Raw genomic sequence first — 25,664 nt, forward strand, 5'->3', positions numbered from 1 at the left:
AAAACGGCAACCCTGAGGTTGCCGTTTTTAGAGGTTCCAGGCCGGGCAATCGCCTTGCCGCCCGGCACACAAACCGCACTTACGCGTTCTTCAATACTTCACTCACAATCTCAACCGCTTCTTTCTCAATCAGCTGACGGTGCTCGTCGCCGAGGAAGCTTTCACAGTAGATTTTGTACGCATCTTCCGTACCGGATGGACGCGCAGCGAACCAGCCGTTCTCGGTCATCACCTTCAGGCCGCCAATCGACGCGCCATTACCTGGTGCTGCCGTCAGACGGGCCGTGATCGGGTCACCTGCCAGGGTGCTGGCGCTGACCATTTCTGGTGACAGCTTAGACAGCGCCGCTTTCTGTGCGGAAGTGGCAGACGCCTGCAGACGGTTGTAGCTCGGGGCACCAAAACGGGCTGCCAGCTCGTTGTAGTGCTCCTGCGGGTTCTTACCGGTAACGGCAGTGATTTCCGCCGCCAGCAGGCACATGATGATGCCATCTTTATCGGTAGACCACGGCGTACCGTTGAAGCGCAGGAAGGACGCCCCCGCGCTCTCTTCGCCGCCAAAGCCGAAGCTGCCATCGAACAGACCATCAACAAACCATTTAAAGCCAACCGGCACTTCCACCAGCTTGCGGCCCAGGTCGTTGACCACACGGTCGATCATGGCGGAGGAGACCAGCGTTTTACCTACTGCAACCTCTTTGCCCCACTGCGGACGGTGCTGGAACAGGTAGTTGATCGCAACCGCCAGATAGTGGTTCGGGTTCATCAGCCCTGCCGGGGTGACGATGCCGTGACGGTCATAATCCGGGTCATTTGCGAAGGCAAGGTCAAACTTGTCGCGCAGCGCCAGCAGGCCAGCCATCGCGCACTCGGAGGAGCAGTCCATGCGGATCGCGCCGTCTTTATCCAGGTGCATAAAGCGGAAGGTCTGATCGACATGGTCGTTAACGATGGTCAGATCCAGCTTGTAGTGCTCTGCAATACGTTTCCAGTATTCGATACCGGAACCGCCGAGCGGGTCAACGCCTAGCTTCAGACCGGCTTTCTGGATCGCCGCCATATCGACGATATCCGCCAGCCCTTCAACGAACGGCTGCACCAGATCCTGCTCTTTCACGTGGCCGGAGGCCATCGCCTCGTCCAGGGAAATGCGCTTCACGCCGTTCAGACCGGCGGCCAGCAGGGCGTTAGCACGATCTTCCACCACTTTGGTGACGTTGGTGTCAGCCGGGCCACCATTCGGTGGGTTGTATTTGATGCCGCCATCTTCCGGCGGGTTGTGGGATGGCGTGATCACAATGCCATCGGCCTGTGCGCCGCCTTTCTGGTTGTGCACCAAAATTGCGTTAGAGACCGCAGGGGTCGGCGTATAGCCGTTGTTTTCCTGAATCACGACGTCCACGCCGTTGGCCGCCAACACTTCCAGTACGGAAATAAATGCAGGCTCTGACAGGGCGTGAGTATCTTTACCCACGTAGCACGGACCGGTGATACCGTTTTTGGCGCGCTCTTCGGCGATAGCCTGAGCAATGGCCAGAATATGTGGCTCGTTAAAGCTGTGGCGTACCGCACTGCCGCGGTGCCCGGATGTACCAAACTTCACTGCATGTTCTGCGTTACCCACTTCCGGCTTCAGCACGTAGTACTGCGCGGTAAGTTGGGCGACGTTAATCAAATCGCTCTGTTGTGCAGGTTGACCCGCACGCTCATGATTTGCCATTGCCTGGTCCTTCTGATGCAAGGGTTAGATAGTGCCGCAAACCTTATCAGTCAATTCCGCCGGAAACTGCATGGATTGCATGATGTGTTCGATCATGCTGCGCTTGCGTCCGGTATTGGTATTGGTGATCACCCAGTACGGCGTACCGGGCAGGTGCTTGGGCTTAGTTTGATTGCCATTCTGTAACAGCGTTTGCTCATCCGCCGCGAAATAGACGCGGGTACGACCGTGAAGTGACTCTGTCGCGTCGGCAAATGCGTTGTTATCCAGTGAATAGAGTGTAGTCAGCACCAGCATAAAGCGGTTAACTGCTTTCTTCTGCTCAGCGTATTCGTCAGAAAGCAGCAATTCGCGCATCGCACGCACTTTGTCTTTAACCGGTGACAGCGGCTTCTCCTGCACGACAGCCGCGGGCTGGCGCGTTTCTTTGATGGCCGGAGCGGCAGACTGCGAGGCGGCGGCGATTTTCAGCATGCGCCGTAAAATGTCGGACGCGCTCTCACCGATATGCCGCGTCTGGCTGGCGATATACTGATAAAGCTCGTCATCAACTTCGATTGTTTTCATCTTAATCCAGTGCGATATCTTATCTGAATACAAGTCGTTGGGAGTATAAGGTCAAAACCCAACAGCGGATAGCGTCAAGCCAGAATGGCGGCAAAAGTCAGAATTAACTGTTTCCTTGCAGCCGGGCGGCAGAATGGTCAACATGATACCCTAACCTGACATACGTAAAAAAAGAACTTTGCCATGAAATTGAATACCCGAGCGCAATCTGCACAATCGCCGCACAATAATTCTCCCATCGTCCTGGTGCATGGCCTGTTTGGCAGCCTTGATAACCTTGGCGTGCTGGCGCGGGATCTGGTGACCGACCACGCGCTGCTCCAGGTGGATATGCGCAACCACGGTCTGTCGCCGCGCTCGGCGCAGATGACCTATGCCGATATGGCCCAGGATCTGCTGGATACGCTGGATGAACACCATATCGAAAAGGCGATCCTGATTGGCCACTCGATGGGCGGCAAAGCGGTGATGGCGCTGACGGCGTTAGCGCCGGAGCGGATTGCCGGGCTGGTGGTGATCGACGTCGCGCCTGTGGATTACGACGTGCGTCGCCACGATGAGATCTTCGCCGCCATCAATGCCGTGACCGACGCAGGCGTCAGTACCCGCCAGCAGGCCGCAGCGCTGATGCGTGAACATCTCGACGAAGAGGGCGTGGTGCAGTTCCTGCTGAAATCCTTTGTTGACGGCGAGTGGCGCTTCAACGTGCCGGCGCTGTGGGACCAATATGACCAGATCGTTGGCTGGCAGTCGGTGCCCGCCTGGCCGCACCCTACTCTGTTTATTACCGGCGGCAGTTCACCCTATGTGACCGAGGCGTACCGTGACGCGCTGCTGGCGCAATTTCCTCAGGCCCGTGCGCATGTGATTGCCGGGGCCGGACACTGGGTTCATGCCGAAAAACCGGACGCCGTGCTGCGCGCTATCCGCCGTTACCTCGCTGACATCGAAAATTGATTAAAAAGAGAGCGACTGGTCGCCTGCGGGCCTCCAGTCGTTGGCGTGCCGTTTTCGGTGATGTATGATGGCGCGCTTATCGCCCGGGCATTAGCAGGGTGTCTTGTTTCCCCCGAAGTCTCAAAATCATGGCCAAAGAACACACGGACCGCACGACATTAGATCTGTTCGCGAATGAGCGTCGCCCGGGACGACCGAAAACCAATCCGCTTTCGCGTGATGAACAGCTGCGCATCAATAAGCGCAATCAGCTTAAACGCGATAAAAGTCGTGGGCTCAAACGCGTCGAGCTGAAACTGAATGCTGAAGCCGTCGATGCGCTGAATGAGCTGGCGAACGCCCGTGAGATCAGCCGCAGTGAGCTTATCGAAGAGATGCTGATTTCTCAGCTCGAGAAATGGCACGGCAAAGCGTAAGTCAGAAAACTCCCCTTCTTGTTGTTTTCATGTAGCACAGAGTGCAGTCCTGCGTGATAGCAGTTTCCGCAGGCTTCTCTGTTCTGCTATGATTGCCCTTATCCGTGGCTAAATTGCGCCACCATACCATTAAGTATCAAGAGGTTATTTTACTCATGGCAATCATCGGCATTTTTTTCGGCAGCGACACGGGTAACACCGAAAATATCGCAAAAAACATTCAAAAACAGTTAGGTAAAGACGTTGCCGATGTGCATGACATTGCGAAAAGCAGCAAAGAAGATATCGAAGGTTACGATATTCTGCTGCTGGGCATCCCGACCTGGTATTACGGTGAAGCGCAGTGTGACTGGGACGATTTCTTCCCGTCTCTGGAAGAGATCGACTTCAACGGCAAACTGGTCGCCCTGTTCGGCTGTGGCGATCAGGAAGACTACGCAGAGTACTTCTGCGATGCCCTCGGCACCATCCGCGACATCATTGAGCCACGCGGCGCAGTGATTGTTGGTCACTGGCCAACTGCCGGTTACCACTTCGAAGCCTCTAAAGGCCTTGCCGATGATAACAACTTTGTTGGTCTCGCCATCGATGAAGATCGCCAGCCGGAGCTGACCGCTGAGCGCGTGGACAAATGGGTTAAACAAATTCGCGAAGAGCTGCATCTCGACGCCATTCTGAATGCCTGATGATATCGCGGTGCAACGTTACAGTTGCGCCGCATCAATAGGCAAAACCAATCAAAATAATTGCTACAAATTTTTAACTTTTGCTGCCATACCTGTACAATGATCCAGGAGTAAACGCGGAACCTTGTAACAACTTTGTTGGCGGTACCACGTTTTTATAAGCATACTTTACTTGAGACTTGCAGTTTTCATTAGGTCATGGCAGTTCTATAATGAGACGCATTATCCCAGGTGCATTTTCTGTCACTTCTTCTTTAGAAGTGAATCGTTTAGCAACAGGACAGATTCCGCATGACTGACAACAACACCGCATTAAAGAAGGCCGGACTGAAAGTCACGCTTCCACGGTTAAAAATCCTGGAAGTGCTTCAGGGTCCGGATAACCATCATGTCAGTGCGGAAGACTTATACAAGCGTCTGATCGACATGGGCGAAGAGATTGGTCTGGCTACCGTTTACCGTGTACTGAACCAGTTCGACGATGCAGGCATCGTTACGCGTCATAATTTCGAAGGCGGTAAATCCGTGTTTGAACTGACGCAGCAGCATCACCACGATCACCTGATTTGCCTCGACTGCGGCAAAGTGATCGAATTCAGCGATGATTCCATCGAATTACGCCAGCGCGAAATTGCCGCACGTCATGGCATTCGTCTGACCAACCACAGTCTGTACCTGTATGGCCACTGTGCCGAAGGCGACTGCCGCGAAGATGACCACGCGCACGACACCAAGTAATCTTTGCATCGACTCTGAGCCAACCTGACGGTTGGCTTTTTTTTGCCTGTCATCATGCAAAAAGCCCGGTGGCGCTGCGCTTACCGTACCTGAGGGGATTTCCCCTTTCAGGCTGTGTAAACGTAGCGCCACCGGGCGTGGCAAACAGCAGATTACTTCGCGTTGTTAGTGCGGATCTCCTGCCAAATCTTATCGCAGCTTTTAGTGACTTCCTGATCGTTACCCGTTTTCCGCGCCTGGATACAGGCCTGGTAATCCGCCACCCTGATGGTCTCCTGAGTTGCGAACTGCTCGTGCGCCTTCTCCTTACGCAGCACGTCGAGCACGCTTTGGCAGGCTTCGATCTTCTCTGGCGAACCTTCAGCGGTATTGATGCAGGCGCTGTAGGCCTCTTTCAGCCGGGTATCTTCTTTCTGGGTCTGGGGCTGCGCGCAGGCGGCCAGTCCTGATGCCAGCACCGCAACCACTACGATTTTTTTCAGCATAACGCTCTCCAGTCAGGCGGGGATCGTCCCCGCCCGGATTGTCATCAGAAGATGGTGAACGGGGCGATAACCATAAACTTCACGTCACGCTCATCCTGGAAGATATTGCCGTAGCCGCCGCCGTAGCTTGGGATATCGGAGTGGTTGTCATACTGTGTGAAGTGCAGTTTGAACATGGTTCCTTTCGCGCGGCCGTCCTGCAGGGTGTAGCTCGCATCCAGGCTATAGGCCGATTCTTTGATCTTGTTAGAGGCGATATCCTCACGCTGACCGGCGCTGTTGATTAACCAGTCTGCCGGTTTCGCATCCCAGGCGTAGACATAAGACGCACCAACGCTCCAGCCCGCCAGGTTCCAGTTGCTCAGGTCATACATGGCACCAAAGAAGACCGCTTTTTCACCGTTGGCGTTAAAGTCAGAGCGGTTATCCCACCATACGTCCAGACGACCGTTGGAGGAGGCGTAAGTTGGGGTCATACGTTGCAGGAAGTACCCCTGCTGCCCTTCGGCCTTGACGTAAGTCCCTTCCAGACGTAAATCCACCTGGCCAACTTTGTAGCCCAGGGTGAGCGCCTGCAGCCATGCCGTACCGTCATAAATATCATTCACGGTGCCGCTGTCGGCTTTATCACGCGTGCCGTAAAACTGATAGGTGGTAGAGAGCGGGCCGCCCACGATATCGAGCTTGTAGCTGGCTTTAGCAAAGTACTGATCGATAAAACCTTCAGCCTGGCCAAAAGCGGCTTCCAGAATCAGGTCATTTTTGAAATCGTACTTCGCACCAAAGGAGTGGAGATAATCGACGCGGGTTTTGCGGTCATTCTGATAAAACTTGTCCATCTCGAGATGCCACGGCGCTTTATACTCGTTGGTCCACATGTAAGAGAAACTCAACTCACCGCTATCGCCGTAGTCAAATTTTGCCCCGGCTTCGGCCCCCTGATAGGTACCCGGCATAAAGCTCCAGTGCGGTGCTAACAAAGTTTGACCGGTTGGCTGCAGCCAGCCACCACGCGCCCAGACCGGACCGTATTTAAATTTTGCAGCCGCTTTGTACAGGCTGATCCCGCTCTTATCACCGGACCAGTCCTCTTTATAGGCTTTGTTGCTGGAAGAGAAGGCAATTTCGTTCGGGTGGCCGCTGTCGCCATTTTCGGCCATTTCGATGGCAGTAAAGGCTGCCAGATCAAGACCAAACATATCGGCGGCATAGCCGGACTGGAAATCAAGGTTGGCGTTCCAGGTGGAATGAGCCAGGTTAGTTTTATATTTATCTGACTCAACATCTTTACGGTCACGTTCACGCTGCCAGTAATAGACACCGCCCGTGAGGGTTGAATCATCAATAAAACCTTCGGCCTGAGCTTTTGGAGAAACCATCAAGCCTGACATTGCTGTAACACCGGCGATAGCCAGCGCAAGCGCACTACGTTTGCCACTAAACGCACGCATAATTAATCCTCTTTGACGTATTAAAAGCGCCTTAAACGGCGAAAAACAAAAAAGTAAAAAGTGGAGGTAACCGGCAATAGCCACTTACATCTGCTGCCCTTAGACTATTTTTCGCGACGCGAATTATCAACGCTTTTCAGCGATCAAAAGTCAGGATTATGACAAAGCGCACATATTTGGTTGCTGTTTGTAACAAAAGAAATGAGGGAGAATTTTTGCTTAAAATAATATTAAGAATGAGCCATTTATTTTTATTAAATTAAATTTAATTATCCCAACCGGTAGTAATAACGGTTAATTTGCGCGAAGGAAGAGAAAGCGAACCGTTTTAAGAAACAGGATTAATTCGCAACGCGAAGATTTAAATGACCAGGCTGCGATCGACAGGTAAAAAAAACGCCGCAGTACGCGGCGTTTTTAAGAGGAGAAAGGGGTTATTCGCCCGCTTTCGCCCAGGTATCACGCAGACCAACGGTACGGTTAAATACCAGTTTGTCGGCGGTAGCATAGCGGCTGTCGAGGCAGAAGTAGCCTTCGCGCTCGAACTGATAAGCGTGACCGGCAACGGCATCTTTCAGGGATGGCTCAGCAAAGCCCTGCTTGATCACCAGTGAATCCTGGTTAATCACCTGCAGGAAGTCCTCTGCGGCCCCCGGGTTTGGCACGCTGAACAGACGATCGTACAAACGGATTTCAACCGGCAGCGCATGAGCCGCGCTCACCCAGTGGATAACGCCCTTCACTTTGCGACCGTCGGCCGGGTCTTTGCTCAGGGTCTCGGCATCGTAGGTGCAGAAGATGGTCGTGATGTTGCCTTCTGCATCTTTCTCGACACGCTCGGCTTTGATCACGTAGGCATTACGCAGACGCACTTCTTTGCCCATCACCAGACGTTTGTACTGCTTGTTGGCTTCTTCACGGAAGTCGGCGCGATCGATCCAGATTTCTGCGCTGAACGGCACGTCACGGCTGCCCATCTCCGGCTTGCTCGGATGATTCGGCATAGTCACCAGCTCGCTTTCGCCCTGCGGATAGTTTTCGATAACCAGTTTTACCGGATCGATAACAGCCATGGCGCGCGGCGCATTGTCATTCAGATCTTCGCGGATACAGGATTCCAGCGATGCCATCTCGATGGTGTTGTCCTGCTTGGTTACGCCGATGCGTTTGCAGAACTCACGGATAGAGGCAGCGGTATAGCCACGGCGACGCAGACCAGAGATGGTCGGCATACGCGGGTCATCCCAGCCTTCAACGTGCTTGTCGGTCACCAGCAGGTTCAGCTTGCGCTTGGACATCACGGTGTATTCCAGATTCAGACGAGAGAACTCGTACTGACGCGGATGCACCGGAATAGAGATGTTATCCAGCACCCAGTCGTACAGACGACGGTTGTCCTGGAACTCCAGCGTACACAGGGAGTGAGTAATGCCTTCCAGCGCATCGCTGATGCAGTGGGTAAAGTCGTACATCGGGTAGATGCACCACTTGCTGCCGGTCTGATGGTGATCGGCAAACTTAATGCGGTATAGCACCGGATCGCGCATCACGATAAACGGCGAAGCCATATCGATTTTGGCGCGCAGACAGGCTTTGCCCTCTTCGAAGCCACCGGCACGCATTTTTTCAAACAGCGCCAGGTTCTCTTCCACGCTGCGATCGCGATACGGGCTGTTTTTACCCGGCGCGGTCAGCGAGCCGCGGTATTCGCGGATTTCGTCCGCAGAAAGCTCATCAACGTAGGCCAGGCCTTTGTTGATCAGCTCAACGGCGTAGGCATACAGCTGGTCAAAATAGTCAGAGGAGTAGCAGATGTCGCCAGACCAGTTGAAGCCCAACCATTGCACGTCGTTCTTAATGGACTCTACGTATTCGATATCTTCTTTCACCGGGTTGGTGTCATCGAAACGCAGGTTGCATTGACCCTGGTAGTCCTGCGCGATGCCGAAGTTCAGGCAGATAGATTTCGCGTGACCAATGTGCAGGTAGCCGTTCGGCTCCGGCGGAAAACGGGTATGAACTGTGGTGTGCTTACCAGTGGCCAGATCTTCATCGATGATCTGACGAATAAAGTTGCTTGGGCGGGCTTCAGCCTCACTCATCGTGGATTCCTCAAAGCGTAAACGACGTATAACGGCATATGATCTTATAAGCCGGGCGTAGTGACAACCTTTAGTTACACGAAAAAGGTCTCTGGAGAGAATAATCGGGGCGATTGCTGCAAAAAAAAGCGGCGGGGATATCCCCGCCGCTCAGGCATTAACGCTAACTCAGGAGCACTTATTTGCCTTTAATTTCATACAGTGGCGTCTGACCAGCAACAACCTGACCCTGCGCCTTAATCACCAGGCCGCTAAAGTCGTCGATGTTGCTGCAGACAACCGGGCTGATCATGGAGCGCGCATTGGCGTTCAGGTAAGCAAGATCCATTTCCAGAATCGGCTGACCTGCCACCACTTCTGCGCCCTCTTCAACCAGGCGTTTGAAGCCCTGTCCACCCAGCGCGACGGTATCGATACCCATATGGACAACGATCTCCGCACCTTTCTCCGTTTCCAGACAGAAAGCGTGGTTAGTATTGAAGATTTTAACGATGGTGCCCGCTGCCGGAGAAACGACGGTTTTATCCGTTGGTTTCACCGCCACGCCATCACCGACAGCTTTGCTGGCGAAGGCTTCATCAGGCACCTGCTCCAGGGCAACCACTTCACCGGTTACTGGTGAAACCAGCGCCGCGATGGTGGTGGTGGCATTGGCAACAGCCTGTGGCTTAACGGCAGCAGGTGCGGCAGCAGGTGCAGCTTCAGCAGCGGCAACCGGGCCGGTGGTTTTCATTGCGTTAGCGATTTTCTCAGCCACAAAGCCGACAATGATCTGCACGCTGGTTTTGTTCAGGCGGATGACGCCAGAAGCACCCAGACGTTTCGCCAGCGCTTCGTTGACCAGAGAAGAGTCTTTCACGTTCAGACGCAGACGGGTGATGCAGGCATCAATACCGGTCAGGTTGTCTGAACCGCCGACTGCCGCGATGTACTGACGCGCCAGACCGGAAACATCTTCAGTCCCTGTGCCGCTCACGTTCACATCCTGACCATCCGCTTCGCTACCGGCAACGGCCAGCTCGCGACCCGGGGTCATCAGGTTGAATTTGGTAATGGTGAAGCGGAACACCACGTAGTAGATCACGAAGAACGCCAGACCCTGCAGGATCAGCATGTACCAGTGAACCGCCAGCGGGTTACGGGAAGACAACACCATATCCACCAGGCCCGCACTGAAGCCGAAGCCAGCAATCCACTGCATGGATGCTGCGATGAACACGGAGATACCGGTCAGCACGGCGTGGATCACGTACAGTACCGGGGCAACGAACATGAAGGAGAATTCCAGCGGCTCGGTGATACCGGTGAAGAAGGCCGCGAATGCGCCCGCCATCATGATACCCAGCACTTTTGCTTTGTTCTCTGGACGCGCGCAGTGGTAGATAGCCAGCGCAGCACCCGGCAGACCGAACATCATAATCGGGAAGAAGCCCGCCTGGTAACGACCGGTGATACCAACAACCGCTTTACCTGCTTCGATGGACTGTGCGCCGCCGAGGAAGTTAGGGATATCGTTAATACCTGCAACGTCAAACCAGAACACGGAGTTCAGCGCGTGGTGCAGACCAACCGGGATCAGCAGACGGTTGAAGAACGCATAAACGCCCGCACCGACGGAACCCAGTTTCTGGATATGCTCACCGAAGTTTACCAGACCGTCGAAGATCACCGGCCAGATGTACATCAGGATGAAAGCAACAACGATCATGACGAAGGAGGTCAGGATCGGCACCAGACGACGGCCGCTGAAGAAGGAGAGCGCTTTTGGCAACTCAACGCTACTGAAGCGGTTGTACAGTTCAGCGGAGATGATACCCACCAGGATACCCACGAACTGGTTGCTGATCTTGCCGAACGCTGCCGGAACCTGGTCCGCAGGGATCTTCTGAATCATGGAAACCGCAGCCGGGGAGCAGAGCGTGGTCAACACAAGGAAGCCCACGAAGCCGGTCAGTGCCGCAGCACCGTCTTTATCTTTGGACATACCATAAGCCACACCAATGGCAAACAGTACGGACATGTTATCAATAATGGCAGAACCGGACTTAATGAAGAAGGCCGCTAACGCGTTGTCTCCACCCCAACCCACCGGGTCAATCCAGTAACCGACACCCATCAGTATTGCTGCCGCAGGCAGCGTGGCGACCGGCACCATTAAGGCGCGACCAACCTTTTGTAAGTAACCTAAAATGCTCAATTTGTTCCCCCTATGAGACCCCGTTAACGGTGTATTCTCAGCTGTTTTTTTTGTGTCACTAACTTATAAATACAGTTGATGATTCACTGGCTGATTGAGTGTGTGGAAAATTAATTCGTATCGCAAATTAAACGCGTACTTTTTGTGATTTTTGTCACCAAATATTGTTTATCATCCTCCCCTGCACTGGCAAACCGCCAAAACTTATTTTATGATACGAAAAATCAAGACGGATTACCCCCTCTCGGTGTGAACCAGGTTAGTCTTAATCATACCCGGACATGCAATCCGCCAACTTTTATGAAAACTTCAGAGGTGAATAATGAGACTGATCCCCCTGGCAACTGCAGAACAAGTCGGTAAATGGGCTGCCCGCCATATCGTAAACCGTATCAATGCGTTCAAACCGACTGCCGATCGTCCTTTCGTGCTCGGCCTGCCAACCGGTGGCACACCTCTTACCGCCTATAAAGCTTTGGTTGAGATGCATAAAGCGGGCCAGGTAAGTTTTGAACATGTTGTCACCTTCAACATGGATGAATACGTTGGCCTGCCAAAAGATCACCCGGAAAGCTACCATAGCTTTATGCACCGTAACTTCTTTGACCATGTTGATATTCAGCCAGGAAATATAAACCTGCTGGATGGAAATGCACCTGATATCGAAGCTGAGTGCCGTCATTATGAAGAAAAAATCCGCGCTTATGGCAAAATCCACCTGTTCATGGGTGGCGTAGGCAACGATGGTCATATCGCGTTTAACGAACCGGCCTCTTCTCTGGCGTCCCGTACCCGTATCAAAACCCTGACTCATGACACCCGTGTGGCAAACTCCCGCTTCTTTGATGGCGACGTTAACCAGGTGCCAAAATACGCTCTGACCGTTGGCGTGGGTACGCTGCTGGATGCAGAAGAAGTGATGATTCTGGTGCTGGGTGGCGTGAAAGCACAGGCGCTTCAGGCCGCCGTTGAAGGCAACGTCAACCACATGTGGACCATCAGCTGCCTGCAGCTGCACCCGAAAGCGGTGGTCGTGTGTGATGAGCCGTCCACGATGGAACTGAAAGTGAAGACGTTGAAATATTTCAACGAATTAGAAGCAGAAAACATCAAAGGTCTGTAATGTAACGCCGCCTCTGTTTGCAGAGGCGGGATGCTATTTTTAAACCGGGGGTCGTTATGTACGCTTTAACCCACGGTCGGATTTATACCGGCCATGAAATTCTGGATGACCATGCGATTGTGATCGCAAATGGCCTGATTGAACGTGTCTGCCCACTGGCCGAACTGCCGGCGGAAATAGAACAACGCTCGCTCAATGGGGCAGTCATCTCCCCCGGTTTTATCGACGTACAGCTTAACGGCTGTGGCGGCGTGCAGTTCAACGATACTGCGGAAGCCGTCACGGTTGAGACGCTGGAGATCATGCAGCACGCCAACGAAAGATCGGGCTGCACCAGCTACCTGCCGACGCTTATCACCACCAGCGACGATCTGATGAAACAGGGCATCCGCGTGATGCGCGAATACCTGGCGAAATACCCGCATCAGGCCCTGGGCCTGCATCTTGAAGGACCGTGGCTGAATATCGTCAAGAAAGGCACCCATAACCCGGACTTCGTGCGTAAACCTGACGGCGAACTGGTCGATTTTCTGTGCGCCAACGCGGATGTGATCACCAAAGTGACCCTGGCACCAGAGATGGTCGAGCCGGACGTTATCCGCAAGCTGGCGGATGCGGGGATCGTGGTTTCTGCCGGGCACTCCAACGCCACGCTGAAAGAGGCCAAAGTGGGCTTCCGCGCCGGTATCACCTTCGCTACCCATCTTTATAATGCCATGCCGTATATTACCGGACGTGAGCCGGGTCTGGCCGGGGCGATCTTTGATGAGCCGGACGTTTACTGCGGCATTATTGCTGACGGGTTACACGTCGATTATGCCAACGTGCGTAACGCCAAACGCCTGAAAGGCGACAAGCTGTGTCTGGTCACGGATGCAACCGCACCTGCGGGGGCAAATATTGAACAGTTCATTTTTGCTGGTAAAACAATATACTACCGGAATGGACTGTGTGTGGATGAAAACGGAACCTTAAGCGGTTCGGCGCTGACCATGATTGAAGGCGTGCGCAATCTGGTGGAACATTGCAGTATTGCCCTGGATGAAGTGCTGCGTATGGCAACCCTTTATCCGGCTCGCGCAATTGGCGTGGACAAACAGCTGGGCAGCATTGCTCCGGGCATGGTGGCTAACCTCACCGCATTCACACACGATTATAAAATCATCAAGACCATCGTTAATGGTAACGAGGTCGTCACAGAGTAAGTAAACGTATGACACCTGGCGGACAAGCTCAAATTGGTAACGTTGATCTGGTAAAGCAGCTGAACAGTGCTGCGGTGTATCGACTGATCGACCAGCATGGACCCATCTCGCGGATCCAGATTGCAGAACAGAGCCAGCTTGCCCCCGCCAGCGTGACGAAAATTACCCGTCAGCTCATTGAGCGCGGGTTGATTAAAGAAGTGGATCAGCAGGCCTCTACCGGAGGCCGTCGCGCTATTTCCATTGTCACCGAAACCCGCCATTTTCACGCCATTGGCGTACGCCTTGGCCGTCATGACGCTACCCTGACGCTGTACGATCTGAGCAGCAAAGCGGTTGCTGAAGAGCATTACTCCCTGCCGGAACGTACGCAAGAGACGCTTGAGCATGCCCTGCTCAATGCCATTGAAGAGTTCATCGAATCCTGCCAGCGCAAAATCCGCGAGCTGATCGCTATTTCCGTGATCCTGCCCGGGCTTGTCGACCCTGAAAGCGGCGTGATCCGCTATATGCCGCACATTCAGGTCGAAAACTGGGGGCTGATTGATGCTCTGGAGAAACGCTTCGCCGTTACCTGCTTTGTCGGTCACGATATCCGCAGTCTGGCGCTGGCTGAGCACTACTTTGGTGCGAGTCAGGACTGTGAAGACTCTATCCTGGTGCGCGTACACCGCGGTACGGGGGCCGGGATCATCTCCAACGGACGCATTTTTATTGGCCGAAACGGCAACGTTGGGGAGATTGGCCATATCCAGGTCGATCCGCTGGGCGAGCGCTGCCACTGCGGCAACTTTGGCTGTCTGGAAACGGTGGCCGCCAACGCCGCGATAGAGCAGCGCGTGCGTCATCTCCTTGAGCAGGGTTATCAGAGTCGTATTACGCTGGATGACTGTAAAATTAACGCCATCTGCAAAGCCGCTAATAAGGGCGACGCGCTGGCCAGCGAAGTGATCGAACAGGTTGGCCGCCATCTCGGCAAAACTATTGCCATCGCCATCAACCTGTTTAACCCACAAAAAGTGGTGATCGCGGGCGAAATTACCGAAGCCGAAAAGGTCCTGCTGCCTGCCATCGAAGGATGTATCAATACGCAGGCGCTGAAGGCGTTTCGCCAGAATCTGCCGGTGGTTCGCTCCGCGCTGAACGATCGCTCCGCCATTGGTGCCTTTGCGCTGGTAAAACGCGCCATGCTTAACGGTATCCTGTTGCAGCGTTTGCTGGAAAGCTGACAGCGCTTTATAGTGTCGCCTTCTTTTTTTGATGCCGGGAAGTCCATGACCATTAAGAACGTTATTTGTGATATCGACGGCGTGCTGATGCACGACAACGTTGCCGTGCCGGGCGCAGCCGAATTTCTTAACCGCATCATGGAACAAGGCATGCCGCTGGTTCTGCTCACCAACTTCCCGTCCCAGACCGGGCAGGATCTGGCGAACCGCTTTGCTACTGCCGGAATCGATGTACCTGACAGCGTGTTCTACACCTCGGCGATGGCTACCGCCGACTTCCTGAAGCGTCAGGAAGGCAAAAAAGCCTATGTGGTGGGCGAAGGTGCGCTGATCCATGAGCTATACAAAGCAGGCTTTACCATCACCGATGTGAATCCCGATTTTGTGATCGTCGGTGAAACGCGCTCCTATAACTGGGAGATGATGCACAAGGCGGCGTTCTTTGTTGCCAGCGGCGCTCGCTTCATTGCCACCAACCCGGATACCCACGGCCGCGGCTTTTATCCGGCCTGTGGCGCGCTCTGTGCCGGTATTGAGAAAATGACCGGCCGCACGCCGTTTTATGTGGGTAAGCCCAGCCCGTGGATCATTCGCGCGGCCCTCAACAAAATGCAGGCCCACTCCGAAGATACTGTGATCGTAGGCGACAACCTGCGCACCGATATTCTGGCTGGCTTCCAGGCGGGTCTGGAGACCGTCCTGGTGCTGTCGGGAGTATCGACCCTCGATGATATTGATTCGATGCCTTTCCGCCCGAGCTGGATTTACCCCTCGGTCGCGGAAATCGATATTCTGTAACCCGAAACCACGTCCCCGGACGTGGTTTTTTCATTTTGCCCAGGCAAAAACAAAGACATATTTAATTAAAACCGTCATTCATTGAACAATCATCAATAAATAAACCCAGTACATACGCTTTTTTCAACATTCGGCAATGACCGTTGCACTTTTTCTCTTTTACCCGGCAAAACGCTTGCCGCCCCTCCCCTTTTGCGGCATTTTCATAAGCAAGCAACATCACACTGCAACAGGGTTAATGGAGAAGGTTATGTGTTCAATTTTCGGCGTACTGGATATTAAAACTGACGCAGGCGAACTGCGTAAAAAAGCACTGGAATTGTCCCGTCTGATGCGCCATCGCGGCCCGGACTGGTCCGGTGTTTACGCCAGCGATAAAGCCATTCTGGCTCATGAGCGTCTGTCGATTGTTGACGTCAATGCCGGTGCCCAGCCGTTATATAACGAGAAAAAAACCCATGCGCTGGCGGTCAACGGTGAAATCTACAACCATCAGGCGCTGCGTGCGGAATACGGCGATCGTTATGCCTTCCAGACTGGTTCTGACTGTGAAGTGATCCTGGCGCTGTATCAGGAAAAAGGCCCGGAATTCCTCGATGAGCTGCAGGGGATGTTCGCCTTCGCCCTGTACGACAGTGAAAAAGATGCGTATTTGATTGGTCGCGACCATATCGGGATTATCCCGCTGTATATGGGCCACGACGAATTCGGCAACTTCTATGTTGCATCCGAGATGAAAGCCCTGGTGCCGGTGTGCCGCACCATTAAAGAGTTCCCGGCCGGGAGCTTCCTGTGGAGCAAAGATGGCGAGATCCGCTCTTACTATCAACGCGACTGGTTCGATTACGATGCCGTTAAAGACAACGTGACTGACAAAGTTGAGCTGACGCAGGCCCTGGAAGAGGCTGTAAAAAGCCACCTGATGTCAGACGTGCCATACGGCGTGCTGCTCTCTGGCGGTCTGGACTCGTCTGTTATCTCGGCGATCACCAAAAAATACGCCGCCCGCCGCGTGGAAGATCAGGAGCGCTCCGAAGCCTGGTGGCCGCAGCTGCACTCCTTCGCCGTCGGTCTGGAAGGCTCCCCGGATCTGAAAGCCGCGCAGGAAGTGGCTAACCACCTCGGCACCGTGCACCACGAAATTCACTTTACCGTGCAGGAAGGCCTGGATGCGATCCGTGACGTTATCTATCACATTGAAACCTATGATGTGACCACCATTCGTGCCTCGACGCCGATGTACCTGATGTCGCGTAAAATTAAAGCGATGGGCATCAAAATGGTGCTGTCAGGTGAAGGGTCTGACGAAGTGTTTGGCGGTTATCTGTACTTCCATAAAGCGCCGAACGCCAAAGAGCTACATGAAGAGACAGTACGTAAGCTGCAGGCGCTGCACATGTTCGACTGCGCCCGTGCCAACAAAGCGATGTCTGCCTGGGGCGTGGAAGCGCGCGTGCCGTTCCTGGATAAGAAGTTCCTTGACGTTGCCATGCGTATCAACCCGCAGGACAAGATGTGCGGCAACGGTAAAATGGAAAAACATATCCTGCGCGAATGTTTTGAATCTTACCTGCCGGCAAGCGTGGCCTGGCGTCAGAAAGAGCAGTTCTCGGACGGCGTAGGTTATAGCTGGATCGACACCCTGAAAGAGGTGGCCGCGAAGCAGATTTCCGATCAACAACTGGAAACAGCCAGCTTCCGCTTCCCGTACAACACACCGGGTTCGAAAGAAGCCTATCTGTACCGTGAGATCTTTGAAGAGCTGTTCCCGCTGCCAAGCGCAGCAGAGTGTGTCCCGGGTGGCCCATCCGTCGCCTGCTCCTCTGCAAAAGCCATTGAATGGGATGAAGCGTTCAAAACCATGAACGATCCGTCAGGTCGTGCCGTGGGTGTCCACCAGTCTGCTTATAAATAAGCAACAAGCGTCGCCATGAGGTCCTTCGGGGCCTCTTTTTTTGCCTCGCGTTTCGCTGGACAAAAACGATTAATAACCAATAATTGCCGAATATTCGGCCACGCTGTTCGCAACCTAACCAAACAGTCACATTCCAGACATTTTCGTTGAAAAAGGTGTTGACGCTGCAAGGGTCTATACGCATAATGCGCCCCGCAACGCCGATAAGGTAACGCGAAAAAAAGATGGCTACGTAGCTCAGTTGGTTAGAGCACATCACTCATAATGATGGGGTCACAGGTTCGAATCCCGTCGTAGCCACTATCTTTTTTGCGGGAGTGGCGAAATTGGTAGACGCACCAGATTTAGGTTCTGGCGCCGCAAGGTGTGCGAGTTCAAGTCTCGCCTCCCGCACCATTCCCAGGAAAGCGTTGCACGGATGGGGTATCGCCAAGCGGTAAGGCACCGGTTTTTGATACCGGCATTCCCTGGTTCGAATCCAGGTACCCCAGCCATATTTCTTCGATTTGCGGTTCTCCGCGGTTATTGGGGTATCGCCAAGCGGTAAGGCACCGGTTTTTGATACCGGCATTCCCTGGTTCGAATCCAGGTACCCCAGCCATCGAAGAAAGCAGTTTGGCTACGTAGCTCAGTTGGTTAGAGCACATCACTCATAATGATGGGGTCACAGGTTCGAATCCCGTCGTAGCCACCAAATTAGTCATTTACCGATTATTTCGGTAAACTAGAAAAAATTGTTGGGGTATCGCCAAGCGGTAAGGCTCTGGTTTCTGATACCAGCATTCCGAGGTTCGAATCCTCGTACCCCAGCCAATTTAAAAAAGTCGTTAAATGTTTTTTGTTTAACGCAATTGGGGTGTCGCCAAGCGGTAAGGCTCTGGTTTCTGATACCAGCATTCCGGGGTTCGAATCCCTGCACCCCAGCCACTTAGTTACAAAAAAGCCCGCTCTGCGGGCTTTTTTGTTTTTGTCATCTGATGCGGTCCGATGCCTCACTCTGGCCCTCTCCCACCGGGAGAGGGAAAAAGATTAAAGACCCAGAGCGTACTTGAGTGCCTGGCGTTTCAACCCACCTGCTCGCTGCGCCGCCATCAATCCCACGTTACGCAGAACGCGTAGCGGCCCAATATCGTTGCTGAATCCGGCATAAAACAGATCCATCCCGGACTGCATAATGAAGTTGTCCGCCATCCGTCGCATCTGATAACGCTTCAGCACCTGATGGCTTGCCCAGGCCTCACCCTGGTTGCGGGCGCTGCATAACACCTCTATCAACGCGTCAACATCGCGATAGCCAAGGTTGACCCCCTGCCCCGCCAGCGGATGAATGGTGTGCGCCGCATCGCCTACCAGTGCCAGGCCTTCCTGCGCATAGTTCAGCGCATGGCGACGAGTCAGAGGAAATGCCCCTGCGGCAACCGGTGTGACTGTGCCCAGGCGGGCCGGAAACTCGCGGGCAATCTCCCGCTGTAGCTGTTCCATGGGCATTCCCTGCAACTGCCGAATACGCGCAGGCGTGTCGTACCACACCAGTGAAGCCCAGCGGTCGAACAGCGGTAAAAAGGCGTGCGGGCCATGCGGGGTGAAGTGTTGCCAGGTGCTGTCGCCCGGATCATTTTCACAGGCAACGGTAATCAACATACAGGATTGCTGATACTGCCAGGCGTGAATACCGATCCCCGCCAGCTCGCGTACCCGGGAATTCGCCCCGTCGGCACCAATCAGCAGTTTTACCGCCAGCTGCTCACCGCTATCCAGTTCAATCAGGTGCTGCTCGTTGTGGCGGTGCAAATGTTTCACCGACGCAGGGACCCGCAGCGTGACCTGAGGATGTGCCTCCAGCGCCTGCCAGAGCGCCTGCTGCAGCACCGTATTTTCAACCATATACCCCAACAGCGGCAGTTTGAGCTCCGCGGCGTCAAACATCACATGGGCGTTTTCCCACTCCCAGGTCTCCAGGCGGCGATACGGGTGCGCACGCATCCCCAGGATCGTGTCCCATACCCCCAGCCCGCGGAGCAGATCAACCGAGGCGGCGCTGATGGCAGAGATACGTACATCCGGTTGTGCAGAATCGTCAAAGGCAGGCGGCGGCGCCTGTTCGATAACCGTTACGTCGAACCCGTGTTGCGCCAGCCCCAGCGCCAGCGCCCCGCCGACCATACCGCCGCCGACAATGGCGATCCCGGTTTGTTGGATAGTCATGGTCATTTGTCCTTATTTGAGAATCCCTTAAGTTTACCGGATTTTTTCACCTTGAGTCCGGGAACCTTCATACTGGTCACAACCGCACCAAAGCATTACAATACGCGCCCTGCAATCCTGAGCACGAGCAAGTCGATGACAAAAAAACTCCATATTAAAACCTGGGGCTGTCAGATGAACGAATACGATTCATCAAAGATGGCCGATCTGCTGGATGCCACCCATGGGTATCAACTCACCGACGTGGCGGAAGAAGCAGACGTGTTGCTGCTGAACACCTGCTCAATCCGTGAGAAGGCGCAGGAAAAAGTCTTTCACCAGTTAGGTCGCTGGAAGCTGATCAAACAAAAAAGGCCGGACGTGATCATCGGCGTCGGCGGCTGTGTCGCTTCGCAGGAAGGTAAGCTGATTCGTCAGCGTGCCCACTATGTCGATATTATTTTTGGTCCACAGACCCTGCATCGTCTGCCGGAGATGATCAACTCCGTGCGCGGGAGCGGTAATCGCAAAGCGATCATCGACGTCAGCTTCCCGGAAATCGAAAAATTCGACCGTCTGCCGGAACCGCGTGCGGATGGCCCGACCGCCTTCGTCTCTATCATGGAAGGCTGCAACAAATACTGTACTTACTGCGTGGTACCTTACACCCGCGGTGAGGAAGTCAGCCGTCCTTGCGACGACATTCTCTTTGAAATTGCACAGCTCGCGGCGCAGGGTGTGCGTGAAGTGAACCTGCTCGGGCAGAACGTAAACGCCTGGCGCGGCGAGAACTACGACGGCAGCACCGGCACCTTTGCGGAACTGCTGCGCCTGGTGGCGGCCATCGACGGCATCGACCGTATTCGCTTCACCACCAGCCACCCGATTGAGTTCACTGATGACATCATCGATGTCTATCGCGACACGCCGGAGCTGGTGAGCTTCCTGCACTTGCCGATTCAGTGTGGCTCTGACCGCGTGCTGAACCTGATGGGTCGTACCCATACTGCGCTGGAATATAAAGCGATTATCCGCAAGCTGCGTGAAGCGCGCCCGGATATTCAGATTAGCTCGGACTTCATTGTCGGCTTCCCGGGTGAAACGGACGAAGACTTTGAACGCACGATGAAGGTTATCGGCGACGTGAACTTCGACGTGAGCTATAGCTTCATCTTCTCGGCTCGCCCGGGTACGCCTGCCGCCGATATGGTTGACGACGTGCCGGACGAGGTGAAAAAGCAGCGTCTCTATATCCTGCAGGATCGCATCAACCAGCAGGCTAATGCCTGGAGTCGTCGGATGCTCGGCACCGTGCAGCGCGTGCTGGTAGAAGGCACCTCCCGTAAGAGCATCATGCAGTTGTCAGGCCGTACGGAGAACAACCGCGTCGTGAACTTCGAAGGTACGCCAGATCTGGTGGGCAAATTCGTTGATATCGAGATCCTTGAAGTGCTGACCAACTCCCTGCGCGGAAAACTGGTCCGCACCGAAGACGAAATGGGTCTGCGTATCGCCGAATCACCCGAATCGGTGATTGCCCGTACCCGTAAAGAAAGCGATCTGGGCGTCGGCGTTTATCAGCCATAATTCCTCTGGCCTGCTATTTTGGCAGGCCTTGTTTTCCCCTGTTCTTTCCCCCATATCCTTCGCAATGCTTGCGCCTTTATCCTGGGGCGTGAATACTTTCATAAGACAGAAACACTGCCTTCTGACACCCGAGACATTAAGAGGACCGGTTTGAATATAGACACACGTGAAATTACCCTTGAGCCAGCAGACAACGCTCGCCTGCTGAGCCTGTGCGGGCCGTTTGATGACAACATCAAACATCTGGAGCGACGTCTGGGTATTGAGATTAATCGTCGCGATAACCAGTTCAAACTCACCGGACGCGCAATTTGCGTCAATGCCGCTGCGGATATCCTCCGCAACCTGTACGTCGATACCGCCCCGATGCGCGGTGAAACGCAGGATATTGAGCCAGAACAGATCCATCTGGCGATCAAAGAATCGCGGGTACTGGAGCAGAGTGCGGAGAGCGTGCCGGATTTCGGTAAAGCTATCCACATCCAGACCAAACGTGGCGTCATCAAGCCACGCACGCCAAACCAGGCGCAGTACATCGCCAATATTCTCGATCATGACATCACCTTCGGCGTTGGCCCGGCGGGTACCGGTAAAACCTACCTTGCGGTGGCCGCTGCCGTGGATGCTCTGGAGCGCCAGGAGATCCGCCGTATTCTGCTCACCCGTCCGGCCGTTGAAGCAGGCGAGAAGCTGGGCTTCCTGCCTGGCGACCTGAGCCAGAAAGTCGATCCTTACCTGCGCCCGCTTTACGATGCGCTGTTTGAGATGCTCGGCTTTGAGAAGGTTGAAAAACTGATTGAACGTAACGTCATCGAAGTGGCTCCGCTGGCCTATATGCGCGGTCGTACGCTAAACGATGCGTTCATCATCCTGGATGAGAGCCAGAACACCACCATCGAGCAGATGAAGATGTTCCTGACCCGTATTGGCTTTAACTCCAAAGCGGTGATCACCGGTGATATCACCCAGGTCGACCTGCCGCGCAGCACCAAATCAGGTCTGCGTCACGCCATTGAAGTCCTGTCCGAAGTGGACGAAATCAGCTTTAACTTCTTCCACAGTGAAGACGTGGTGCGCCACCCGGTGGTTGCCCGCATCGTCACGGCGTATGAAGCATGGGAAGCAGCAGATCAAAAACGTAGAGCAGAACAGGCCGCGGAACGTAAACGCGAAGCCCAGGAGCAAGAGCAGAAATGAGTCAGGTGATCCTCGATTTACAGCTGGCCTGTGAAGATAATTCCGGCCTGCCGGAAGAGAGCCAGTTCCAGGCGTGGTTGAACGCCGTCATCCCTCAGTTTCAGGAAGAGTCAGAGGTCACGATTCGCCTGGTGGATGAAGCCGAAAGCCACGACCTGAACCTGACCTATCGCGGGAAAGATAAGCCGACCAACGTGCTCTCCTTCCCGTTTGAAGCGCCACCGGGCATCGAACTGCCGCTGCTGGGTGATTTAATCATCTGTCGGCAGGTGGTCGAGCAAGAGGCGCAGGAGCAGCAAAAGCCGCTCGAAGCACACTGGGCGCACATGGTGGTGCACGGTAGCCTGCATCTGCTGGGCTACGACCATATTGAAGATGAAGAAGCGGAAGAGATGGAATCCCTCGAGACAGAGATAATGCTTGCTCTGGGCTATGAGGATCCGTACATTGCCGAGAAAGAGTAGTCTGTTCGGCGCTTTTGCGCCGAACAGACATAATGTGCCGTCGTGTCAGACACTGGTCCGCGACGGCAGTTTTATATCAACATGAGAACCCTTAACAAACGCCATGAGCGACGACAATTCACACAGTAGCGACACACCAACCAGCAAAAAGGGATTTTTCTCCCTCATTCTGAGCCAGCTGTTCCACGGTGAACCCAAAAACCGTGACGAACTGCTTGAGCTGATCCGTGACTCCGGGCAGAACGATCTTATCGATGAAGATACGCGCGAGATGCTCGAAGGGGTAATGGATATCGCCGACCAGCGCGTTCGCGATATCATGATCCCCCGCTCGCAGATGATCACCCTGAAACGCAACCAGACCTTAGATGAGTGCCTCGACGTTATCATCGAGTCTGCCCACTCGCGTTTCCCGGTCATCAGCGAGGATAAAGATCACATCGAAGGGATTTTGATGGCGAAAGATCTGCTGCCGTTTATGCGCAGCGATGCCGAAGCCTTCAGCATGGAAAAAGTGTTGCGCCCGGCGGTCGTTGTCCCGGAAAGCAAGCGGGTAGACCGCATGCTGAAAGAGTTTCGCTCTCAGCGCTACCACATGGCGATTGTTATCGATGAATTTGGCGGTGTTTCGGGCCTGGTTACCATCGAAGATATTCTCGAACTGATTGTGGGTGAAATCGAAGACGAGTATGACGAAGAAGAGGATATCGACTTCCGTCAGTTGAGCCGCCACACCTGGACCGTACGTGCGCTGGCACCGATCGAAGATTTCAATGACACCTTTGGCACGCACTTCAGCGATGAAGAGGTGGATACCATCGGCGGGCTGGTGATGCAGGCATTTGGTCACCTTCCGGCGCGCGGTGAGACCGTGGAAATAGATGGTTACCAGTTCAAGGTCGCGATGGCCGACAGTCGACGTATTATTCAGGTTCATGTAAGAATGCCGGACGATGCTCCGCAACCCACACTGGATGATTGATTTAAATGGCATTTGCCCCACTGTTTGAACGCCAGCGCGTACGTCTGCTGCTGGCGCTAATCCTCGGAGCCAGCGGTACGCTGGCTTTTTCCCCTTATGACTTCTGGCCCGCCGCGCTCCTCTCTCTGATGGGGCTTCAGGGGCTGACCCTGAACCGCCGGCCCGTACAGGCCGCGGCCATTGGTTATGTCTGGGGGCTGGGCCTGTTTGGTTCCGGCATTAACTGGGTTTACGTCAGTATTGCGCAGTTTGGCGGTATGCCGGGACCGGTGAATGTCTTCCTCGTCGTGCTGCTGGCGGCCTACCTCTCGCTCTATACCGGTCTGTTTGCCGGTATTTTGTCGCGCCTGTGGCCGAAAACCAGCTGGCTGCGGGTGGCCATTGCCGCCCCGGTAGTCTGGCAAATTAGCGAATTCCTGCGCGGCTGGGTGCTGACCGGCTTCCCGTGGCTGCAGTTCGGCTACAGCCAGATCGACGGCCCGCTGAAAGGGCTGGCACCGGTAATGGGCGTCGAGGCCATCAACTTCCTGCTGATGGTTGTGAGCGGCCTGCTGGTCCTGGCATTGGTGCAGCGTAACTGGCGACCGCTGTTTGCGGGGCTGATCCTCTTTGCGCTGCCCTTCCCGCTGCGCTACATCCAGTGGTTTACCCTTGAGCCTGAGCGCGCCACCCAGGTGTCGATGGTGCAGGGTAATATTCCCCAGTCGCTGAAATGGGATGAGGGTCAGCTGGTCAACACCCTGAAAATTTATCTGGATGCCACGCAGAAAGAGATGGGCAAATCCCAGTTAATTATCTGGCCGGAGTCAGCGATCCCGGATCTGGAGATCAACCAGCAGCGTTTCCTCGCCATGATGGACGATCTGCTGCGCGCCCGTGACACCACCCTGATCACCGGGATCGTGGATGCACGTCTGAACAAGCAAAACCGGTACGATACCTACAACACCATCATTACGTTGGGGAAAGACAATCCGTACAGCTACGAGTCGGCTAACCGTTACAACAAAAACCACCTCGTACCGTTTGGTGAGTTCGTGCCGCTGGAGTCAATTCTGCGTCCGCTGGCGCCGTTCTTCGATTTACCGATGTCCTCGTTTAGCCGCGGTCCGTACATCCAGCCTCAGCTCAGCGCCCACGGCTTTTTACTGACCGCTGCCATTTGCTACGAGATCATTCTGGGTGAGCAGGTGCGCGATAATTTCCGCCCGAACACCGACTATCTGCTGACGATCTCTAACGATGCGTGGTTTGGTAAGTCGATTGGTCCGTGGCAGCACTTCCAGATGGCGCGGATGCGCTCGCTGGAGCTGGCGCGCCCACTGCTGCGCAGCACCAACAATGGCATCACAGCCGTGATTGGTCCGCAGGGCGAAATTCAGGCCATGCTCCCGCAGTTTACCCGCGATGTGCTGACCGCCAAGGTCACGCCAGCTACCGGGCTGACGCCATATGCCCGCACCGGCAACTGGCCGCTGTGGATCCTGACCGCGCTGTTCGGCTTTGGCGCAGTGCTGATGAGCCTTCGTCAGCGTCGTAAGTAATCCCCTTCCTTTTTGCCCGGCGGCGCTACGCTTGCCGGGCTTACCGTTTTTAAACCGGGTAAGGCGCAGCCGCAACCGGGCAATTCCCTCCATTCGACAACTCTGGCACGTCTATTG

General features: G+C 54.4%; 21 protein-coding genes and 7 tRNA genes. 21 read left to right on the top strand and 7 right to left on the bottom strand.

Going from position 1 to position 25,664, the window contains the following annotated elements; all coding sequences use genetic code 11:
- Positions 1-79 precede the first annotated feature (79 nt).
- Positions 80-1,720, bottom strand: a complete 1,641-nt coding sequence (gene pgm, locus C3F35_RS05210) for a phosphoglucomutase (alpha-D-glucose-1,6-bisphosphate-dependent) (RefSeq protein WP_032617061.1) — start codon at positions 1,718-1,720, stop codon at positions 80-82.
- Positions 1,721-1,744: 24 nt separating this feature from the next.
- Complete coding sequence (seqA, locus tag C3F35_RS05215) at positions 1,745-2,287, bottom strand: replication initiation negative regulator SeqA (RefSeq protein WP_032617060.1); 543 nt, start codon at positions 2,285-2,287, stop codon at positions 1,745-1,747.
- 183 nt (positions 2,288-2,470) lie between these two features.
- Here seqA and ybfF point away from each other — a divergent pair, with 183 nt between their 5' ends.
- From ybfF to fur, 4 genes are all read left to right on the top strand, one after another.
- The gene (gene ybfF, locus C3F35_RS05220) at positions 2,471-3,244 is read left to right on the top strand and encodes an esterase (protein ID WP_032617059.1); all 774 of its coding nucleotides are present in this window, start codon (positions 2,471-2,473) and stop codon (positions 3,242-3,244) included.
- Between the two features lie 128 nt (positions 3,245-3,372).
- Positions 3,373-3,660: a LexA regulated protein gene (gene ybfE / locus C3F35_RS05225; protein ID WP_032617058.1), complete on the top strand. Its 288-nt coding sequence runs from the start codon at positions 3,373-3,375 to the stop codon at positions 3,658-3,660.
- Positions 3,661-3,815: 155 nt separating this feature from the next.
- On the top strand, positions 3,816-4,346 hold the full coding sequence (gene fldA, locus C3F35_RS05230) for a flavodoxin FldA (protein WP_032617056.1): 531 nt from the start codon (positions 3,816-3,818) through the stop codon (positions 4,344-4,346).
- 291 nt (positions 4,347-4,637) lie between these two features.
- Positions 4,638-5,084 (top strand): ferric iron uptake transcriptional regulator, encoded by a 447-nt coding sequence (gene fur, locus C3F35_RS05240; protein ID WP_032617055.1) that lies wholly within the window; start codon positions 4,638-4,640, stop codon positions 5,082-5,084.
- Positions 5,085-5,236: 152 nt separating this feature from the next.
- Here fur and chiQ read toward each other — a convergent pair whose 3' ends face one another.
- From chiQ to nagE, 4 genes are all read right to left on the bottom strand, one after another.
- A complete protein-coding gene (gene chiQ / locus C3F35_RS05245) occupies positions 5,237-5,566 on the bottom strand; it encodes a ChiQ/YbfN family lipoprotein (RefSeq protein WP_103792024.1) in 330 nt (109 codons plus the stop codon).
- Positions 5,567-5,613: 47 nt separating this feature from the next.
- Positions 5,614-7,020 (bottom strand): chitoporin ChiP, encoded by a 1,407-nt coding sequence (gene chiP, locus C3F35_RS05250; protein WP_032617054.1) that lies wholly within the window; start codon positions 7,018-7,020, stop codon positions 5,614-5,616.
- A gap of 434 nt (positions 7,021-7,454) precedes the next feature.
- Complete coding sequence (gene glnS, locus C3F35_RS05255) at positions 7,455-9,122, bottom strand: glutamine--tRNA ligase (RefSeq protein WP_032617053.1); 1,668 nt, start codon at positions 9,120-9,122, stop codon at positions 7,455-7,457.
- A 178-nt stretch (positions 9,123-9,300) separates the two neighbouring features.
- Positions 9,301-11,319 (bottom strand): N-acetylglucosamine-specific PTS transporter subunit IIBC, encoded by a 2,019-nt coding sequence (nagE, locus tag C3F35_RS05260; RefSeq protein ID WP_103791909.1) that lies wholly within the window; start codon positions 11,317-11,319, stop codon positions 9,301-9,303.
- 322 nt (positions 11,320-11,641) lie between these two features.
- Between nagE and nagB the strand changes: the two genes are divergently transcribed.
- The 12 genes from nagB to C3F35_RS05330 all read left to right on the top strand — a co-directional run bounded on the left by nagB (position 11,642) and on the right by C3F35_RS05330 (position 18,516).
- A complete protein-coding gene (gene nagB / locus C3F35_RS05265; protein ID WP_032617050.1) occupies positions 11,642-12,442 on the top strand; it encodes a glucosamine-6-phosphate deaminase in 801 nt (266 codons plus the stop codon).
- Between the two features lie 56 nt (positions 12,443-12,498).
- Positions 12,499-13,647: an N-acetylglucosamine-6-phosphate deacetylase gene (gene nagA / locus C3F35_RS05270; RefSeq protein ID WP_077227904.1), complete on the top strand. Its 1,149-nt coding sequence runs from the start codon at positions 12,499-12,501 to the stop codon at positions 13,645-13,647.
- Positions 13,648-13,655: 8 nt separating this feature from the next.
- Positions 13,656-14,876: a DNA-binding transcriptional regulator NagC gene (gene nagC / locus C3F35_RS05275; RefSeq protein WP_032617048.1), complete on the top strand. Its 1,221-nt coding sequence runs from the start codon at positions 13,656-13,658 to the stop codon at positions 14,874-14,876.
- Between the two features lie 45 nt (positions 14,877-14,921).
- Positions 14,922-15,674: an HAD-IIA family hydrolase gene (locus tag C3F35_RS05280; protein WP_032617047.1), complete on the top strand. Its 753-nt coding sequence runs from the start codon at positions 14,922-14,924 to the stop codon at positions 15,672-15,674.
- A gap of 250 nt (positions 15,675-15,924) precedes the next feature.
- Positions 15,925-17,589, top strand: a complete 1,665-nt coding sequence (gene asnB, locus C3F35_RS05290; RefSeq protein WP_032617046.1) for an asparagine synthase B — start codon at positions 15,925-15,927, stop codon at positions 17,587-17,589.
- Positions 17,590-17,815: 226 nt separating this feature from the next.
- Positions 17,816-17,889: transfer RNA gene (locus C3F35_RS05300), tRNA-Met, on the top strand.
- 11 nt (positions 17,890-17,900) lie between these two features.
- A tRNA-Leu gene (locus tag C3F35_RS05305) sits at positions 17,901-17,985 on the top strand.
- A gap of 23 nt (positions 17,986-18,008) precedes the next feature.
- A tRNA-Gln gene (locus C3F35_RS05310) sits at positions 18,009-18,083 on the top strand.
- 32 nt (positions 18,084-18,115) lie between these two features.
- Positions 18,116-18,190: transfer RNA gene (locus C3F35_RS05315), tRNA-Gln, on the top strand.
- A 16-nt stretch (positions 18,191-18,206) separates the two neighbouring features.
- Positions 18,207-18,283: transfer RNA gene (locus C3F35_RS05320), tRNA-Met, on the top strand.
- Between the two features lie 44 nt (positions 18,284-18,327).
- A tRNA-Gln gene (locus tag C3F35_RS05325) sits at positions 18,328-18,402 on the top strand.
- A gap of 39 nt (positions 18,403-18,441) precedes the next feature.
- Positions 18,442-18,516 (top strand) — tRNA-Gln (locus C3F35_RS05330).
- Between the two features lie 102 nt (positions 18,517-18,618).
- Here C3F35_RS05330 and ubiF read toward each other — a convergent pair.
- Complete coding sequence (gene ubiF, locus C3F35_RS05335) at positions 18,619-19,794, bottom strand: 3-demethoxyubiquinol 3-hydroxylase (protein WP_032617045.1); 1,176 nt, start codon at positions 19,792-19,794, stop codon at positions 18,619-18,621.
- A gap of 135 nt (positions 19,795-19,929) precedes the next feature.
- Between ubiF and miaB the strand changes: the two genes are divergently transcribed.
- From miaB to lnt, 5 genes are all read left to right on the top strand, one after another.
- Entirely contained in the window at positions 19,930-21,360 is a 1,431-nt protein-coding gene (miaB, locus tag C3F35_RS05340) for a tRNA (N6-isopentenyl adenosine(37)-C2)-methylthiotransferase MiaB (RefSeq protein WP_032617043.1), read from the top strand.
- A gap of 150 nt (positions 21,361-21,510) precedes the next feature.
- Complete coding sequence (locus C3F35_RS05345) at positions 21,511-22,557, top strand: PhoH family protein (RefSeq protein WP_032617042.1); 1,047 nt, start codon at positions 21,511-21,513, stop codon at positions 22,555-22,557.
- Complete coding sequence (ybeY, locus tag C3F35_RS05350) at positions 22,554-23,021, top strand: rRNA maturation RNase YbeY (protein ID WP_032617041.1); 468 nt, start codon at positions 22,554-22,556, stop codon at positions 23,019-23,021. Before C3F35_RS05345 ends, ybeY begins: the two co-directional genes overlap by 4 nt.
- A 103-nt stretch (positions 23,022-23,124) precedes the next feature.
- Entirely contained in the window at positions 23,125-24,003 is an 879-nt protein-coding gene (corC, locus tag C3F35_RS05355) for a CNNM family magnesium/cobalt transport protein CorC (RefSeq protein WP_032617040.1), read from the top strand.
- 5 nt (positions 24,004-24,008) lie between these two features.
- Positions 24,009-25,547 (top strand): apolipoprotein N-acyltransferase, encoded by a 1,539-nt coding sequence (gene lnt, locus C3F35_RS05360; RefSeq protein WP_103791907.1) that lies wholly within the window; start codon positions 24,009-24,011, stop codon positions 25,545-25,547.
- Positions 25,548-25,664: the final 117 nt, after the last annotated feature.

This window comes from Leclercia sp. LSNIH3 (assembly GCF_002935105.1).
Taxonomy (GTDB): Bacteria; Pseudomonadota; Gammaproteobacteria; order Enterobacterales; family Enterobacteriaceae; genus Enterobacter; species Enterobacter adecarboxylatus.